Source organism: Desertihabitans aurantiacus (assembly GCF_003344635.1).
GTDB lineage: Bacteria > Actinomycetota > Actinomycetes > Propionibacteriales > Propionibacteriaceae > Desertihabitans > Desertihabitans aurantiacus.
In genome coordinates this window covers 1-14,892 of sequence record NZ_QPKK01000070.1, presented here as the reverse complement: position 1 = coordinate 14,892, position 14,892 = coordinate 1, and the positions used below count along the sequence as shown (strand labels likewise).

Sequence of the window (14,892 nt, the reverse complement as noted above, 5' to 3'; positions counted from 1 at the left end):
CGGCGACGGCGGTGGTGAGGGCGACCAGTCCGGCGACGAGGGCCGCGGTCGTGGTGCGGAGGCTGGTGGGCACGACGGACTCCTGGGTGGTGGGCGGGTCAGAGGGTGGGTGGATCAGGGGTGACACCCGGGCCGGTGGGGGCCGGCCCAGGTGCGCGTCAGTCGACCAGGGTGAGCTGGCCGTACACCCGGGTGTCGGCCCAGTACGGCAGGTTCTTGTCGACCCAGCTCAGGTAGGTGTCGCGCTGGCCGTCGTCGTCGCTGTCGTCGTTGGCACTGGCGTTGAAGCCGACGACCGTGCCGGCGGTCGGGTCCAGCTCGGCCCACGGCACCGACACCTCGACGGTGTAGCCCACCGGCGTCTCGGTGACGGCGCGCTGGATGTCGGTGGAGCCCACCAGCCCCTGGATCACCGAGCTGAGGGCGCCGTCGCGGCCGACCCGGAGCTGGCTGTCGCCGGTGGTGCGGGCGCCGTTGCGGGCGTTGAGCTCGTCCAGCCACATCTCCACGGAGTCGCTGTGCTCGTTCGCCGCGTGCGAGCTGGGGGTGGCGTCGACCATCTCGAACAGCACGTGCACCCGCTGCTCGTCCCAGGCCACCCGGGCGACCCCGGTGGTGCCGTCGGGCTCGACGCTCAGCTGCAGCGGCGAGGAGCCCTGCCAGGCCTCCTCGGCGACGCCGTCCACCACCGGGGTGAAGCGGTCGGCGATGTAGCTCTCGCCCGAGCCCCCGTCACCGGCGGCCGGGTCGTTGGGCAGGTCGCTGACCACGTCGGCGGAGCTGGCGTCGGAGAAGGGCGCCAGCGGGGAGGAGGCCACCGAGTTGCGCTCGAAGACGAGACGTCCGGTGACGGTGCTGACCACCCGGATCCCGTAGCCGGCGGGGCGGACCACCCGGTTGCGCTCGAAGGTGGCCTCGGTGGCCGCGCTGCCCACCACGAGGATGCCGGAGTCGCCGCTGTGCCGCAGCACGTTGCGCTCGAAGTGGGCCCCGACGATGCTCGGGTCGGTGTTGGTGGCCTGCAGCCGGATGCCGCCCTTCTCCGGCAGCGCCGGGTTCTGCGAGTCGTGGCTGATCTGGTTGCGGACCACCCGCAGGTCACGCACCGGGTAGGTGCGGTAGCTGCCTTCGGAGGCGATGAAGATGCCGGCGCCGCCGGTGCGCGCGATCCGGTTGCGCTCGACCAGGACGTCCTCGCCGCCGGAGACCGTGATGCCGCGGGCGTGGCCGCCGCTGACGTCGTTGCCGACGATCTCGATGTCGCGGGCCCACTCCCCGAACTTCTCGTAGGAGACCACCGCGATCTGGTCGTCGCCGGTGTCACGGACGACGTTGTCGCGGATCCGGATGCCGGTCGAGCCCTCGGTGATGTGGATCCCGTCGGCCAGGGTGCCGGAGACGTGGTTGTCCTCGATGACGCCGTCGTCGCCGAAGGCGATGACGCCGGCGGAGGTGGCCCCCTCGATCGTCACCCCTCGGACGAGGTAGCCGTCGGTGCCGGGGCGGACGAAGACCCTCGCCGAGACGTCGGTGGACAGCCGCTGCGCGGTGGGGACGGTGGTGAGCCGGACGTCGCGCACCCCGGTGCCGCTACCCGAGAGCGCGACGGCCTGCAGGTCGGTGCTGAGCGCGGTCAGCTGGCTGCGCTCCCCCACCCCGCGCAGCACCACACCCGGCAGCTCGACCAGGCCGTCGTGGTGGAAGTGGCCGGCCGGCACGCGGACGTCGACACCGCGGCGCTGGGCCTCCGCGACCGCGGCCTCGATGGCGGGCAGGTCGTCGCGACCGTCACCGCTCACCGCACCGAAGTCGGTGATGGAGACGTCGTCGGCCGCGGCGGCCGCAGTGGGGCTCAGCACCGGGACAGTGAGCACCGGCGTCAGCAGCGCGGCGATGGCCAGACCGTGGCGTGCTCGGGTAGGACGGGCAGGACGGGGCATGACGGTCTCCTCCTTGAGATCGACAACCGGTTGACGTGCTCGACACCTCGGCCCCGCGGCGTTCTCTGACTCGGCGGGAAACCGGTTGAACAGACGCTAGGACGGGCGCCGGTGGGCCGTCAAGAGGCGAATCCGCCCGTCCGGGTCGCCGGAACGGGGAGCACGAGGCGGTCACCCACCCGGGTACCGCACTCCGAGCGGGAGACGGGGGACAACGGGTGCCATCGGTTTCGCACACACGGGCCCTCCACCGCGCGCCGCCCTCCCCCGGCCCGTCGGACCACGGCCCCCGCGCTGCCGGGCCGGTCTATGCTCACCGGCATGGGTCCCGGGAAGGTCCGGCTGAGCGACGTCGCGGCAGTGGCCGGCGTCTCGCTGTCGACGGCTTCCAAGGCGCTCAACGGCAGCACCCGGATCTCCCTCGCCACCCGCGAGCGCGTCCGGGAGGCGGCGCTGCGGCTGGACTTCCGCCCCGACGCCCTGGCCCAGTCCTTCGCCTCCGGGCGCAGCCGCACCGTCGGCGTGCTCACCCACCGGGCCCTCAGCACCTTCGCCCAGCCCGTGCTGATCGGGGCGGTGCTGCTGCTCGGCGAGCGCGACCAGGCGACCCTGGTCTACGACGGCGACGTCGGGACGTCCCGCCGGCTCGGGCCCAGCGTGCGCGAGCTGCAGGCCCGGCGGATCGACGGCCTGCTGGTCATCGGCGACGGCCACGAGCGGGTGACCCCGTCGGTCACCCACCACTTCTCGGTACCGGTGAGCTACGCCTTCACCGCCTCCGACGAGTCCGACGACGTGGTCTTCCTGCCCGACAACGAGCTGGCCGGGCGGATGGCCGCCGAGCACCTGCTCGAGCGCGGACGCCGCCGGGTCGCCCACCTCACCGGCCCCGGCACCAGCCTCGCCGTGCGGCTCCGCGAGACCGGGTTCCGCACCGTCCTCGCCGACGCCGGGCTGGAGCCGGTCGGTCCGGTGCTGCGCTCGGGCTGGGGCCGCGACTGGGGCACCGAGGCCATGGAGCGGCTGCTCGACTCCGGTGCGCAGGTCGATGCCGTCTTCTGCGGCAACGACCACATCGCCCTCGGCGCACTGGAGGCCTGCACCCGGCGTGGGGTCTCGGTCCCCGACGACGTCGCACTGATCGGCGTGGACAACTGGGAGGGCGTGGTGGTCGACCAGAACACCCGCCAGATCACCACCATCGACCTCCAGCTCACCGAGCTCGGACGTCGCGCCGCGGCCAGCCTGGTCGACGAGCACCCCGGGCCCGGTCAGCACCGGCTCGCCCCCACCCTGGTCGAGGGCCCCTCCACCTGAGGGTGGTCGGACCGACCGGACCGTTGACACCGAGGCCGGTGCGTGGTCCACTTCGTGTGAAAGCAGTTTCGCACTCATCGAAGGAGCTGAGGTGCACGACGCCTCCCCCCACGCCACACCCCCGGGACGACGGGTGCTGGTGACCGGCGCCGACGGGCTGATCGGCCGCGCCACCACCGAGCACCTGGTCCGCGGCGGGTGGCGCGTCACCGCCCTCTCCCGCAGCTGGCACCAGCCGGTCGAGGCCGAGCGGGTGGTCACCGGCGACGTCACCGACCAGCAGGTGGTGGCCGACGCCGTGGCCGGGATGGACGCGGTGGTGCACCTCGCCGCCATCCCCCACCCCGACATCGACACCCCGCGCACCGTGTTCGTCAACAACACCGTGGCCACCTTCACCGTGCTCAGCGAGGCCGGGGCGGCCGGGGTCGGCCGGGTGGTGACGGCGAGCTCGATCAACGCCTTCGGGGTGCCGATGAACTCCCACCCGGTGCAGCCGGCCTACTACCCGCTGGACGAGGAGAGCCCGGTCGCCCACGACGACGCCTACTCGCTGTCGAAGTGGGTCGACGAGCAGACCGCCCGGATGGCGCACTCGCGCTGGGGGGTCGACGTGCTGGCCGTCCGGTTCCCGCTGGTCCGCGACGCCGCCTCGCTGCGGCGCTGGTCGCGCCAGATGGTGGACGACCCCGACCTCGGCCGGCTGGGACGCGAGGGGTGGGCCTACCTCGACCTGCGCGACGCCGTCGCCCTCATCGAGGCCGGGCTGACCCGTCCGCTCACCGGGGCGCACGTGGTGCTGGCCACGGCCGCCGACATCCTGCCCGACCGGCCCACCGAGGAGCTGCTCGACCGGTGGGCGCCCGACGTGCCCCGACGCCGCCCCTTCCCGGGACGCCAGGGCCTGGTCGACTGCGACCGGGCCCGGCAGCTGCTGGGCTGGGAGCCCCGACACTCCGTGCACACCCCGGCCGGGGCCGACGACGCGGTGGCGGTGACGGCATGAGCACCACCGCCCCCGGCCCCCGCGACACCGACCCGCAGGTGCTCGCCGTCGACGAGGCCTTCGGCCAGCCCTGGGACGCCCCCGACGACCTGCGCATCACCGGGGTCAGCACCGTGGTCACCGCCCCGGAGGGCATCCCGCTGGTGGTGGTCAAGGTGACCACCAGCGACGACGGCCTGGTCGGGTGGGGCTGCGCCACCTTCACCCAGCGCTGGCGCGCGGTCGTCACCTACGTCGAGGAGCACCTGGCCCGGCTGGTGGTGGGCCGCTACCCCGGCGACATCGAGGACCTGCTCCGGCTCTGCCGCTTCTCCGGCTACTGGCGGGAGGGCCCGATCGGCAACAACGCCCTCTCCGGGCTGGACCAGGCCCTGTGGGACATCGCCGGCAAGCGGGCCGGACGTCCGGTGCACGAGCTGCTCGGCGGACGGGTCCGGGCGGCGGCCGACACCTACCTGCACGCCAGCGGCCGCACCGTCGAGGAGTGCCTGGACCAGGCCGAGGCGCTGGTCGAGCGCGGGCAGCGCCACGTCCGGCTGCAGGTCTCGCAGCCCGGCTGGGGCACCTACGGCAGTCCGCAGCTCGACGTGGTCACCGACCCGACCGCGCCCTACCCCCACGGCTGGCGCATCGGGGAGTACCTCACCCGCACCCCGGCGCTGTTCGCGGCGGCGCGCGAGCGGTTGGGTGATGAGGTCGAGCTGCTGCACGACGTGCACTCCCGGCTCACCCCGAAGCAGGCGGTGGTGCTGGCCCGGGCGCTGGAGCCGTACCGGTTGTTCTTCCTCGAGGACGTCCTCGCCCCCGAGCACTGGGACCGGCTGCCCGAGGTGCGCGCCGCCTCTCCGGTGCCGCTGGCGGTCGGCGAGCTCGCCACCTCGCTGACCGACGCCGCCCGGCTCGTGCTGGCCGGCGGGGTGGACTACCTGCGCTGCCACGTCTCCGACGTCGGCGGGCTCACCGCAGCCCGCAAGCTCGCCGCCGCAGCCGAGCTCACCGGCGTCCGCACCGCCTGGCACGGGCCCGGGGACACCTCACCGATCGGGGCGGCGGCCAACGTCGCCCTCGACGTCACCTCACCCGCCTGCGGCATCCAGGAGGGCCACGTGTACCGCGAGCAGGTGCACGAGGTGTTCCCCGGCACGCTGCGGATCGAGCGCGGTTGGCTGCGTCCGAACCAGGCCCCGGGCTGGGGCATCGAGGTGGACGAGGCCGCCGCCGCCCGCTTCCCGGCCGGGCTCTCCGGCCACGACGCCTGGGCCGCGCGGGTGCGTGGCCTCGACGGGGGCCTGATCGCCCCCTGACGGCCCGACCGGTCGGCCGGCAGGGCCGACCGCACGACCTCCGGCGATGCCTCCCGGACCTGCACCACGGGGCTCCGTCCCCAGACGACACACCGCCAGACAACGACGTGATGGAGGAGACATGACCACCCACCGACACCGCCTGCTCGGCCTCGCAGCACTGGCCCTCAGCGGGGCGCTGCTGCTCGCCGGCTGCAACAGCGGCCAGCAGGACACCGCGGCCGAGGTCGACACCGATGCGCCGGTGACGATCAGCGTGAGCAACAAGCCCACCGCGGAGTCCCCGGAGGAGCTCGCCTCCTTCGAGCGCCGCCTGGAGCAGTTCACCACCGAGCACCCGAACATCACCGTCGAGGCCGAGGAGACCGAGTTCGAGCCCGACACCTTCCAGGCCCTGCTGGCCGGTGGTCAGCTGCCCACGGTCTTCCTGGTGCCGTTCACCGAGATGCAGGGGCTCATCGCGCGCCAGCAGGTGGCCGACGTCACCGACTACCTCGGTCCGCACGACGTGCTGCAGAGCATCAACCCCTCGGTCAACGAGGTCGTGAAGGGTGACGACGGCGGCACCTACGGCGTGCCCACCAATGCCTACTCGATGGGCCTGATCTACAACCGGGCGCTGTTCGAGGCGGCGGGGCTCGACCCCGACGCCCCGCCCACCGACTGGGAGGGCGTGCGGGAGGCCGCGCGGGCCATCGAGGAGAGCACCGACGCGCAGGGCTTCGCCACGATGACGACCGAGAACGGCGGCGGGTGGGTGCTCACCACCACCAGCTACGGCTTCGGCGGGCTGATGCAGTCCGAGGACGGCACCCAGGCCACCGTCGACAACGAGGCCACCAAGGAGGTGCTGCAGACCTACCGCGAGATGCGCTTCACCGACGACACCTTCGGCGACAACTTCCTGATGAACTACGACGACATCAACAACGCCTTCGCCGCCGGCCAGATCGGGATGTACGTCCAGGGCGCCGACCAGTACTCGACGATGGTCACCACCAAGGGCATGGACCCCGAGCACTTCGGGGTCGGCCCGCTGCCGCAGACCGAGGACGGCCTGGGCACCCTGGGCGGTGGCACCGTCGCCATCGTCAACCCGACCGCCACGCCGGAGGAGATCGCCGCCGCGGTGGCGTGGATCGACCACTACTACTTCCAGCGCTACAGCGACGAGGAGGTCGCCCGGGCCGACGCCGAGGCCTCGGTCGCCGACGGGCTGTCCGTCGGGGTGCCCGCCCTGCCGCTGCTCGACCAGGAGGCCGACGACCGCTACCTCGGCTGGATCGAGGACCAGATCAACGTCCCCCGGGAGAACTACACCGCCTACCTCGAGTCCACCCGGACCCTGCCGCTGGTCCCCGAGCCGCCGGTCAAGGCCCAGGAGCTCTACGCCACCCTCGACCCGGTCGTCCAGGCCGTGCTGACCCGTGAGGACGCCGACATCGACGCGCTCCTCGCCGAGGCGCAGAGCACCGTCCAGTCGGCCATCGAGCTCGGCTGATCCCACCAGGGTGCGTCACGTCGGCCCACCGGCGTGACGCACCCGGGCCCTCCCCCTGCACAGCGACACCCACCGAGGAGGTCCGGTGACGACCACCACCACCCCGCCGGCGACCGGCGCCACCACCGCCACCGGACCCCCACCCCAGCCCTCCCGCCGCACCGGCGCCGTGGTCCGTTGGCTGCGCCACGGCGGTCTGAGCACCCTGGTGTTCTTCCTGCCGCTGCTGCTCTGCTTCGGCCTCTTCAGCTGGTGGCCGATCGCGCGGTCGCTGCTGCTGAGCCTGCAGCAGACCAACTTCCTCACCAGCCGGTGGGTGGGGCTGGCCAACTTCGAGCGGGTGCTGGCCGACCCGCTGCTGCTGACCGCCCTCGGCAACACCACGTGGTTCACCGTCCTGGCCCTCGTCATCGGGTTCCCCGTGCCGGTGGTGCTGGCGGTGCTCATCGCCGAGCTGCGGCGGGCCCGGGCGATCGCCTCGGTGCTGGTCTACCTGCCGGTGGTCTTCCCGCCGGTGGTGGCGGTGCTGCTGTGGAAGACCTTCTACGCCCCCGGCGCCGAGGGCCTGTTCAACACCGTCCTCGGCTGGGTCGGCCTCGGCCCGTTCGCCTGGCTGAACGACGGCGACATGGCCATGCCCGCCATCGTGGTGCAGGCCACCTGGGCCACCTTCGGCACCGCGACGATCATCTACCTGGCCACCCTGATGGGCATCCAGACCGAGCTCTACGAGGCTGCCGAGACCGACGGCGCCGGGATCTGGAGCCGGTTGTGGAACGTGACGCTGCCGCAGATGCGCGGGGTGATGCTGGTGATGGCGCTGCTGCAGGTCATCGGCACCTTCCAGGTGTTCACCGAGCCCTACGTGATGACCGGCGGCGGTCCGGAGAACCGGACCCTGACCCTGCTGATGCTCATCTACCGCTACGCCTTCGTGGCCGGCGACTACGGCCGCGCCACCGCCCTGAGCCTGCTGCTCGCCCTGGTGCTGGCCGTCCTCTCGGCGGTCTACCTGTGGGTGACCCGACGTTGGAGCACCTCGTGACCACGACCCTCGACCCGAGCACCCAGCAGCACCCCGTCCACCCGGTGCGGGTCACCCGGCGACGTCCCCGCCGCGAGCAGGAGCAGGGCGAGCGGAGCGTCGTCTCCGCCCTCGACCGCCGCCGGCCCGGGGTGCGGTTCGCGCTCGGGGTGGGCGGGACGCTGGTGGTGGGTCTGCTGGTCGTGGTGTGCGGCGGGCCGCTGCTGTGGCTGTTCAAGGCGGCGACGTCGACCTCGACCGAGACGCTGGCCTCGCCCTTCGCGCTGTGGCCGAGCGGTCTGCGCTGGGAGAACTTCAGCGAGGTGTGGACGCGGGTGGAGTTCAGCCGCTACTTCCTCAACACCGTCTTCCTCATCCTGGGCTCGCTGTTCTTCGGGCTGCTGGTCGCCACCACCGGCGGCTACGGGCTCGCGGTGCTCAGGCCCCGCTACGCCAAGGTGGTCTCGGCCCTCGTCCTGGCGACGCTGTTCATCCCCGGTGTGATCTCGCTGGTCTCGCTCTACCTCACCGTGGTGGAGCTGCCCGTGCTCGGGATCAGCCTGGTCGGCACGCTCTGGGCGGTCTGGCTGCCGTCGGCAGCCAACGCGGTGAACGTGCTGCTGATGCAGCGGTTCTTCGCCTCCATCCCGGCCGAGCTGTTCGAGGCGGCCCGGATCGACGGGGCGGGCCCGTTCCGCATCTTCGCCGCCCTCGTGCTGCCGATGTCGAAGCCGATCCTCGGTGTGATCAGCCTGCTGCTGCTCGTGGGGGCCTACAAGGAGTTCCTGTGGCCGCTGCTGGTGCTGCCCCGCCCCGCCGACCAGCCGATCTCGGTCGTGCTGCCGCGGCTGGAGGGTTCGATCGACTACGCGCAGTTCCTGGCCGCGCTGTTCATCTCGGTGCTGGTGCCGGTGGTGCTGTTCCTGCTCTTCCAGCGCCAGTTCCTGCGCGCTGCGGGTAACGCCGGTGCGCTGAAGGGATGAGGAGCTGCAGATGAGGATCACCAGTGTCGAGGCGTTCCGGATCTCCGCCCGGCTGTGCCTGGTGCGGATCGGCACCGACGGCCCGCACACCGGCTGGGGTGAGGCCACCCTGGAGAGCCGGACCGGTGCCGTCGCGGCCGCGGTGGAGGAGCTCGCCGAGCTGCTCCTCGGCCACGACCCGCGCCGGATCGAGTGGCACCACCAGCGGCTGCGCAAGGGCGGCTTCTACCGCGGCGGGCCGGTGCTCGGCTCGGCGGTGGCCGGGCTGGACCAGGCGCTGTGGGATCTCAAGGGCAAGGCGCTCGGGGCGCCGGTGCACGAGCTGCTCGGCGGTCCGGCCCGCGACCGGGTGCGCGTCTACACCTCGGCGTCCGGGGTCAGCACCGATGGCATGGTGGAGCGGGCGCGTGAGCTGGTCGCCGCCGGTTACACCGCGGTGAAGACCGCGCCGGAGCTCGTGCTGGGCTACCTGGACGTCCCCTCGGTGCTGGACGGCCTGGTGGAGCACTGGGCCGCGCTGCGCGCCGCGATCGGGCGGGACGTCGACCTCGCCCTCGACCTGCACGGCCGGTTCTCCCCCGCCGCCTCCCGCCGGCTGCTGGCCCGGCTCGACGGGATCGACCCGCTGTTCGTGGAGGAGCCGTTGCCGCCGGAGCTGCAGCGCGACCTCGGTCCGCTGTGCGCCTCGACCTCGGTGCCGATCGCCACCGGGGAGCGGCTCTACGACCGCTGGGAGGTCTCCGACGTCATCGACTCCGGTATCGCGGTGCTCCAGCCCGACCTGGCCCACGCCCACGGGATCAGCGAGGTGGTGCGCATCGCCGCGCTGGCCGACCTGCACGGCGTCCAGCTGGCCCCGCACTGCGCCACCGGCCCGCTCGCGCTGGCGGCCTGCCTGCAGGTCGACCTGGCGGTGCCCAACGTGCTGGTGCAGGAGTGCCCGATGGAGGTGCACCGGCCCGGCGAGCACCCGTGGTCGCGGCTGCTGGTCGGCTGGCCCTTCGTCTTCGCCGACGGCTACCTGCTGCCACCGACCGGGCCCGGGCTCGGCGTCGAGGTGGACGAGGACGAGGTGCGCCGCAGCGCGGTCTCCCCCGCCGGGGGCAACTCCCCGGTCTGGGCCCAACCCGACGGCTCCTACGCGGAGTGGTGAGCGCCGCGCCGGGGGGTGGTCAACGGCGGCGGACCGGCCGGGCGAAGTCGCCGACCGGCTCGCGGTGCCACCAGTCGCCGGTCTCGCGCCGTTCGGCGCGGGTGGTGAAGCGGTAGCGGTACAGTAGGGCGCGGATCTCGGTCGGCGGCTCGTCGGGGAACGGGTCGTCCCGCAGCAGCCGCAGCACCGCGCGGTCGCCGGCCAGCAGCCGCTGCACCAGCCGGTCGAACCACGGCGAGGCGTAGGACGGCGAGAGCGCGGCGAACCACATCAGCCAGTCCAGCCGCAGGTGGTAGGGCGCCAGCTGGGGTGGACGCCGTCGCGGGTCCCCGGGTTTGCCCTTGAACTCGTACTCCCGCCACGGCCCGTCCGGCCCGGCCCGTCCGGCCAGCACGATCTCGTAGCGCTCCTTGGTCACCGACCCGAACGCGCCGTAGGTGTTGACCAGGTGCAGCGGGTCGAAGGAGGCGTTCATCCGCTGCCCGGGCGAGACGAGGTTGAGCACCGGCCGCACGCTGAGCGCCACCACCAGCAGCGTCACCGCGCCGACCAGCACCACCCACCACAGCGGCACCGCCCCGGCCGCGGGTGCGGTGAGCGGGGTCACCGCCTCCCAGAACGCGTCGGGCAGCACCGACAACCCGAGCACCACCGCCAGCCAGTTGAGCCAGCTGAAGTTGCCGCTGGCGACCAGCCAGAGCTGGGTGACCACCATGATCCCGGCGCAGACCCCCGACACCGGCTGGGGGAGGAAGAGCCCGAACGGCACCACCAGCTGGGTGACGTGGTTGGCCGCCACCTCGACGCGGTGCAGCGGGCGGGGCAGCCGGTGGAAGTGCCAGCTGAACGGCCCGGGCATCGGCTGGGTCTCGTGGTGGTGGTCCAGGCAGGTGAGATCGCGCCAGCAGGGGTCGCCCCGGAGCTTGATCAGCCCGGCGCCGAGCTCGAGGCGGAACAGCACCCAGCGCAGCGCCAGCAGCACCAGCAGCGGCGGCGCGGTGGCGGCGTCGCCGAGGAAGACCGCCAGGAACCCCACCTCGAGCAGCAGCGACTCCCAGCCGAAGGAGTACCAGCGCTGCCCGACGTTGACGATCGACAGGTACAGCGCCCACAGCACCAGCCACACCAGCACCGTGGCCGGCAGCGGCAGCCGCTCGGTCACCCCGACCAGGGTCAGCGCCGCCAGCCCGGCCCCGACCCAGCAGACGGCCTCGAACAAGCCGTCGGAGTAGCGCCAGTGGAAGAGGCTGGGCGCCCGCCGGAACGGCACCCGGCGCAGGAAGGCCGGGATCGGCAGCAGCCCGCCACTGCCGAGCAGCGGGCGGAACTGGTTGCGGGCGACGAGGAAGGCCACCAGGTAGAGCGCGGCCAGGCCGCGCTGGAACACCTGGCGTCCCAGCCAGTACTCCTCGGCGACGAACCAGTCCAGCACCGTCCCACGCTACGACGCGTCCGCCGACGGGAGCTCCGGGGACCTGGCTAGTGTTCGGCCCCATGGCGTTGCGGGACCTGCTGGCGGACACCCGCCCTCTGGCGAACCCGCACTTCCGCCGGCTGTGGACGGCCCAGATCATCACCGTCATCGGGGCCCAGCTCACCGTGGTCGCGGTCCCGGCCCAGATCTACGCCATCACCGGCTCCTCGCTCTACGTCGGGCTGACCGGCGTGTTCGGGCTGGTGCCGCTGGTGGTGTTCGGGCTCTACGGCGGCGCGCTGGCCGACCACTTCGACCGGCGCCTGGTGCTGCTGGTGACGACGGTCGGGCTGATCGTCACCAGCGCGCTGTTCTGGGTGCAGGCCGCCCTCGGGCTGCAGGACGTCTGGCTGCTGCTGTGGCTGTTCGCGATCCAGCAGGCGTTCTTCGCGGTCAACTCCCCCACCCGCTCGGCGATCCTGCCGCGGCTGCTGCCGGCCGGGCAGCTGCCGGCGGCGAACGCGCTCTCGACCACCGTCTTCCAGGCCGGGGCGATCGCCGGCCCGCTGGTCGGCGGGGCGCTGATCCCGCTGCTGGGCTACACCTGGCTGTACGCGGTGGACACCGTGACGCTGCTCGCCACCCTGGTGGCGGTGGTGCGGCTGCCGGCGATGCCGGTGGTGGTCGAGACCGCCGGCTCGCTGCTGGGTCGGGCGCCCGGGCTGCGCTCGGTGGTGGAGGGCTTCACCTACCTCCGCGGACGTCCGGTGCTGCTGATGTCGTTCGTGGTCGACATCGTGGCGATGGTGTTCGGGATGCCGCGGGCGCTGTTCCCCGAGATCGCCCACCTGAGCTTCGGCGGGCCCGAGGAGGGCGGGCTGGAGTTCGCCCTGCTCTTCGCCGCCATCCCGGCCGGGGCGGTGCTGGGCGGCATCTTCTCCGGCTGGCTGTCCCGGGTGGAGCGGCAGGGCCGGGCGGTGCTGTGGTGCATCACGGTGTGGGGGCTCGGCATCGTCGGGTTCGGGCTCTGCGTCTTCCTGGCCGACGGGTCCGCCCCGGTGGTGCTGGTGGTCGGGCTGGTCTTCCTGGCCGTGGCGGGGGCGGCCGACGTCGCCTCCTCCGCGATCCGCGGCGCCATCCTGCAGACGGCCGCCGAGGACAGCCTGCGCGGACGGCTGCAGGGCGTGTTCACCGTGGTGGTGGTCGGTGGCCCGCGGGTGGCCGACGTGGCCCACGGCAGCGCGGCCGCGATGGTCGGCGCGGCGGCCGCGACCACCGGTGGCGGGGTGCTGGTGGTGCTCGGGATGGTGGTCTGCGCGCTGGCGGCGCCAGCCTTCGTCCGCTACCGGGTGCAGCACCGCTCCCGGTAGCGGCCTCAGCGCGACGACCAGACGTACTCGATGTCGTCGATCGCGTCGGCCTGGTAGACGTAGACGAACTCCAGGGGCCCGTCCCCGGAGTTGCGGATGCCGTGCTCGTGGTTGGACGGGATGTAGACCGCCGATCCGGCGACGACGTCGTGCTCCTCCCCGTCGAGGCTGACGGTGCCCGACCCGAGCAGCACCTGGTAGACCTCGGGCGCGACGTGGTGGTGCAGCGCCAACCAGCCGCCCGGCTCGAGGTGGGCGACACCCGAGCACAGGTCCGCGGTCTGGGGCGTCCCGTCACCGATGCCGGTCCGGAACGAGATGCGCCCGCGGTCGTCGGACCAGACCTCCTCGTGCGCCTCGTCCAGGTGGCGGACGGTCGCCCGGACGACCGGGCCCTCGCTCTCGGTCACGACCACGACGATACGCCTGGCGCCTCCCCGACGCGCAGCCTCACGGCTCGGGGCCGCAGGGCCGAGCCGGGTCAGCGCTTCGCGCGGGCTGCGTCCTTGCGCGCTTCGTGCAGCGCCTTGCGCCGTTCGTACTCCTTCTTCATCTGCGTGCGCGGGTCGCGGGCCTCGTCGAGGTCGGGCGGGCCCATCACGTGCAGCAGGGCGTAGGTGACGTGGTGGTCGAAACGGTAGAACCACGAGAAACCGTCGTTGCGTCGCGGGGCGGGACGAGGGTTCGGCATGCGCATCTCCTATGCTGAGGACACCAATGATGAGGGTCCTCAGAAAGGATAGACGATGACGGCACAGCGTCCGGATCTGCTCGACCTCGAGGTGCAGGTGTGCTTCGGGCTCGTCGCGGCCTCCCGCCGGGTCGTCGCGCTGTACCGCCCGCTGCTCGAGCCGATGGGGCTCACCCACCCGCTCTACCTGCTGATGCTCGCGCTGTGGCAGCACGGTCGGCTGCCGCTGCACCGGCTGGCCGAGCTCGTCCACCAGGACCCGGCCACCGTCAGCCCGATGGTGAAGAAGCTGGAGTCGCTGGGCTACGTCAGCCGCCGGCGCGACCCGGCCGACGAGCGGGCGCTGAGCATCGAGCTGACCGACCGGGGACGCGAGCTGCGCCGCTCCGCCGAGGCGATCCCGGTGACCATGATGGAACGCCTGGGCCTGGGCGAGGACGAGCTCGCGCGGCTGCGGGTGGTCCTCGACGACCTCATCGACCGCTCCCTCACCGTCCCGGACTGACCTGCTGGGCACAGGTGCGCGGCGTCGCCGACGCCGTGGCACACTGGGCCGCACGTGCTCCGGGGTCGGTGCAAGTCCGAACCGGCGGTGACAGTCCGCGACCCGTCTGCAGCCAGCAGACGGTTGACCTGGTGGAACTCCAGGACCGACGGTGAAAGTCCGGATGGGAGGCAGCACGTAGGCAGGTCGGACCAGACCGCCGTGGTCCCGCTCGCGCGGGCCCGCTGCAGGCTGGTCGGCCCTGCTGCCGGTCCACGTCGTGCCGTGCGGTGACGTCGTGGTCCGGCTCGTCCGTCCCCGGAGCTCGTCCAGCAGGACCGAGCACGAGGGGATGCCGACGTTGATCGACCAGACAGCCGCCAGGGCGCTGATGCGGTGCGCCCTGGAGCTGGCGCGCCTCGGTCCGGTCGTCGACCCCAACCCGCGTGTGGGTGCGGTCATCACCGACGCGGCCGGGCAGGTGGTCGGCCGTGGGTACCACCGCGGCGCCGGCAGCCCGCATGCGGAGGCGGTGGCGCTCGCCGAGGCCGGGCCCGCCGCCCGTGGCGGCACCGCCGTCGTGACGCTCGAGCCCTGCGACCACACCGGAAGGACCGGGCCCTGCTCGGTGGCGCTGGCCGGTGCCGGCGTGGCGCGGGTGGTCTACGCCCAGCCCGACCCGAACCCCGTGGCAGCCGGCGGTGC

At 72.9% G+C, this 14,892-nt stretch carries 14 protein-coding genes and 1 riboswitch; of the genes, 10 read left to right on the top strand and 4 right to left on the bottom strand.

Translation table 11 applies throughout. The features are described from left to right. Positions 1–158: 158 nt before the first annotated feature. Positions 159–1,940, bottom strand: a complete 1,782-nt coding sequence (locus DVA66_RS07900; protein WP_114559580.1) for a sugar-binding protein — start codon at positions 1,938–1,940, stop codon at positions 159–161. 321 nt (positions 1,941–2,261) lie between these two features. Here DVA66_RS07900 and DVA66_RS07895 point away from each other — a divergent pair, with 321 nt between their 5' ends. The 7 genes from DVA66_RS07895 (at position 2,262) to dgoD (ending at position 10,228) form a co-directional block, all read left to right on the top strand. Continuing rightward, entirely contained in the window at positions 2,262–3,257 is a 996-nt protein-coding gene (locus DVA66_RS07895; RefSeq protein ID WP_114559586.1) for a LacI family DNA-binding transcriptional regulator, read from the top strand. 91 nt (positions 3,258–3,348) lie between these two features. Continuing rightward, the gene (locus DVA66_RS07890; RefSeq protein WP_232821835.1) at positions 3,349–4,263 is read left to right on the top strand and encodes an NAD-dependent epimerase/dehydratase family protein; all 915 of its coding nucleotides are present in this window, start codon (positions 3,349–3,351) and stop codon (positions 4,261–4,263) included. Then, complete coding sequence (locus tag DVA66_RS07885) at positions 4,260–5,567, top strand: enolase C-terminal domain-like protein (RefSeq protein WP_114559579.1); 1,308 nt, start codon at positions 4,260–4,262, stop codon at positions 5,565–5,567. Before DVA66_RS07890 ends, DVA66_RS07885 begins: the two co-directional genes overlap by 4 nt. Before the next feature lie 121 nt (positions 5,568–5,688). Further along, the gene (locus DVA66_RS07880) at positions 5,689–7,068 is read left to right on the top strand and encodes an extracellular solute-binding protein (protein WP_198671583.1); all 1,380 of its coding nucleotides are present in this window, start codon (positions 5,689–5,691) and stop codon (positions 7,066–7,068) included. An 85-nt stretch (positions 7,069–7,153) separates the two neighbouring features. After that, positions 7,154–8,113, top strand: coding sequence for a carbohydrate ABC transporter permease (locus DVA66_RS07875; RefSeq protein WP_114559577.1), 960 nt, complete (start codon positions 7,154–7,156; stop codon positions 8,111–8,113). Continuing rightward, positions 8,110–9,075 (top strand): carbohydrate ABC transporter permease, encoded by a 966-nt coding sequence (locus tag DVA66_RS07870; RefSeq protein WP_232821834.1) that lies wholly within the window; start codon positions 8,110–8,112, stop codon positions 9,073–9,075. The genes DVA66_RS07875 and DVA66_RS07870 overlap by 4 nt, the downstream gene beginning before the upstream one ends. A 10-nt stretch (positions 9,076–9,085) precedes the next feature. Continuing rightward, positions 9,086–10,228, top strand: a complete 1,143-nt coding sequence (gene dgoD, locus DVA66_RS07865; protein ID WP_114559576.1) for a galactonate dehydratase — start codon at positions 9,086–9,088, stop codon at positions 10,226–10,228. 19 nt (positions 10,229–10,247) lie between these two features. Here dgoD and DVA66_RS07860 read toward each other — a convergent pair whose 3' ends face one another. Then, positions 10,248–11,660 (bottom strand): lipase maturation factor family protein, encoded by a 1,413-nt coding sequence (locus tag DVA66_RS07860; RefSeq protein WP_232821833.1) that lies wholly within the window; start codon positions 11,658–11,660, stop codon positions 10,248–10,250. Between the two features lie 62 nt (positions 11,661–11,722). Here DVA66_RS07860 and DVA66_RS07855 point away from each other — a divergent pair, with 62 nt between their 5' ends. Further along, the gene (locus DVA66_RS07855; RefSeq protein WP_198671582.1) at positions 11,723–13,012 is read left to right on the top strand and encodes an MFS transporter; all 1,290 of its coding nucleotides are present in this window, start codon (positions 11,723–11,725) and stop codon (positions 13,010–13,012) included. A gap of 5 nt (positions 13,013–13,017) precedes the next feature. On the opposite strand, the gene DVA66_RS07850 is transcribed toward DVA66_RS07855, so the two are convergent. Next, on the bottom strand, positions 13,018–13,422 hold the full coding sequence (locus DVA66_RS07850) for a cupin domain-containing protein (RefSeq protein ID WP_198671581.1): 405 nt from the start codon (positions 13,420–13,422) through the stop codon (positions 13,018–13,020). Between the two features lie 71 nt (positions 13,423–13,493). Beyond that, positions 13,494–13,703, bottom strand: coding sequence for a hypothetical protein (locus DVA66_RS07845; protein WP_157973900.1), 210 nt, complete (start codon positions 13,701–13,703; stop codon positions 13,494–13,496). A 55-nt stretch (positions 13,704–13,758) separates the two neighbouring features. On the opposite strand from DVA66_RS07845, the gene DVA66_RS07840 reads away from it, so the two are divergent. Beyond that, positions 13,759–14,208, top strand: a complete 450-nt coding sequence (locus DVA66_RS07840) for a MarR family winged helix-turn-helix transcriptional regulator (RefSeq protein ID WP_114559574.1) — start codon at positions 13,759–13,761, stop codon at positions 14,206–14,208. A gap of 50 nt (positions 14,209–14,258) precedes the next feature. Beyond that, positions 14,259–14,389: riboswitch (FMN riboswitch) on the top strand. Positions 14,390–14,539: 150 nt separating this feature from the next. Beyond that, on the top strand, positions 14,540–14,892 hold a 353-nt coding region (locus tag DVA66_RS07835; protein WP_408608899.1), incomplete at its 3' end, for a bifunctional diaminohydroxyphosphoribosylaminopyrimidine deaminase/5-amino-6-(5-phosphoribosylamino)uracil reductase RibD.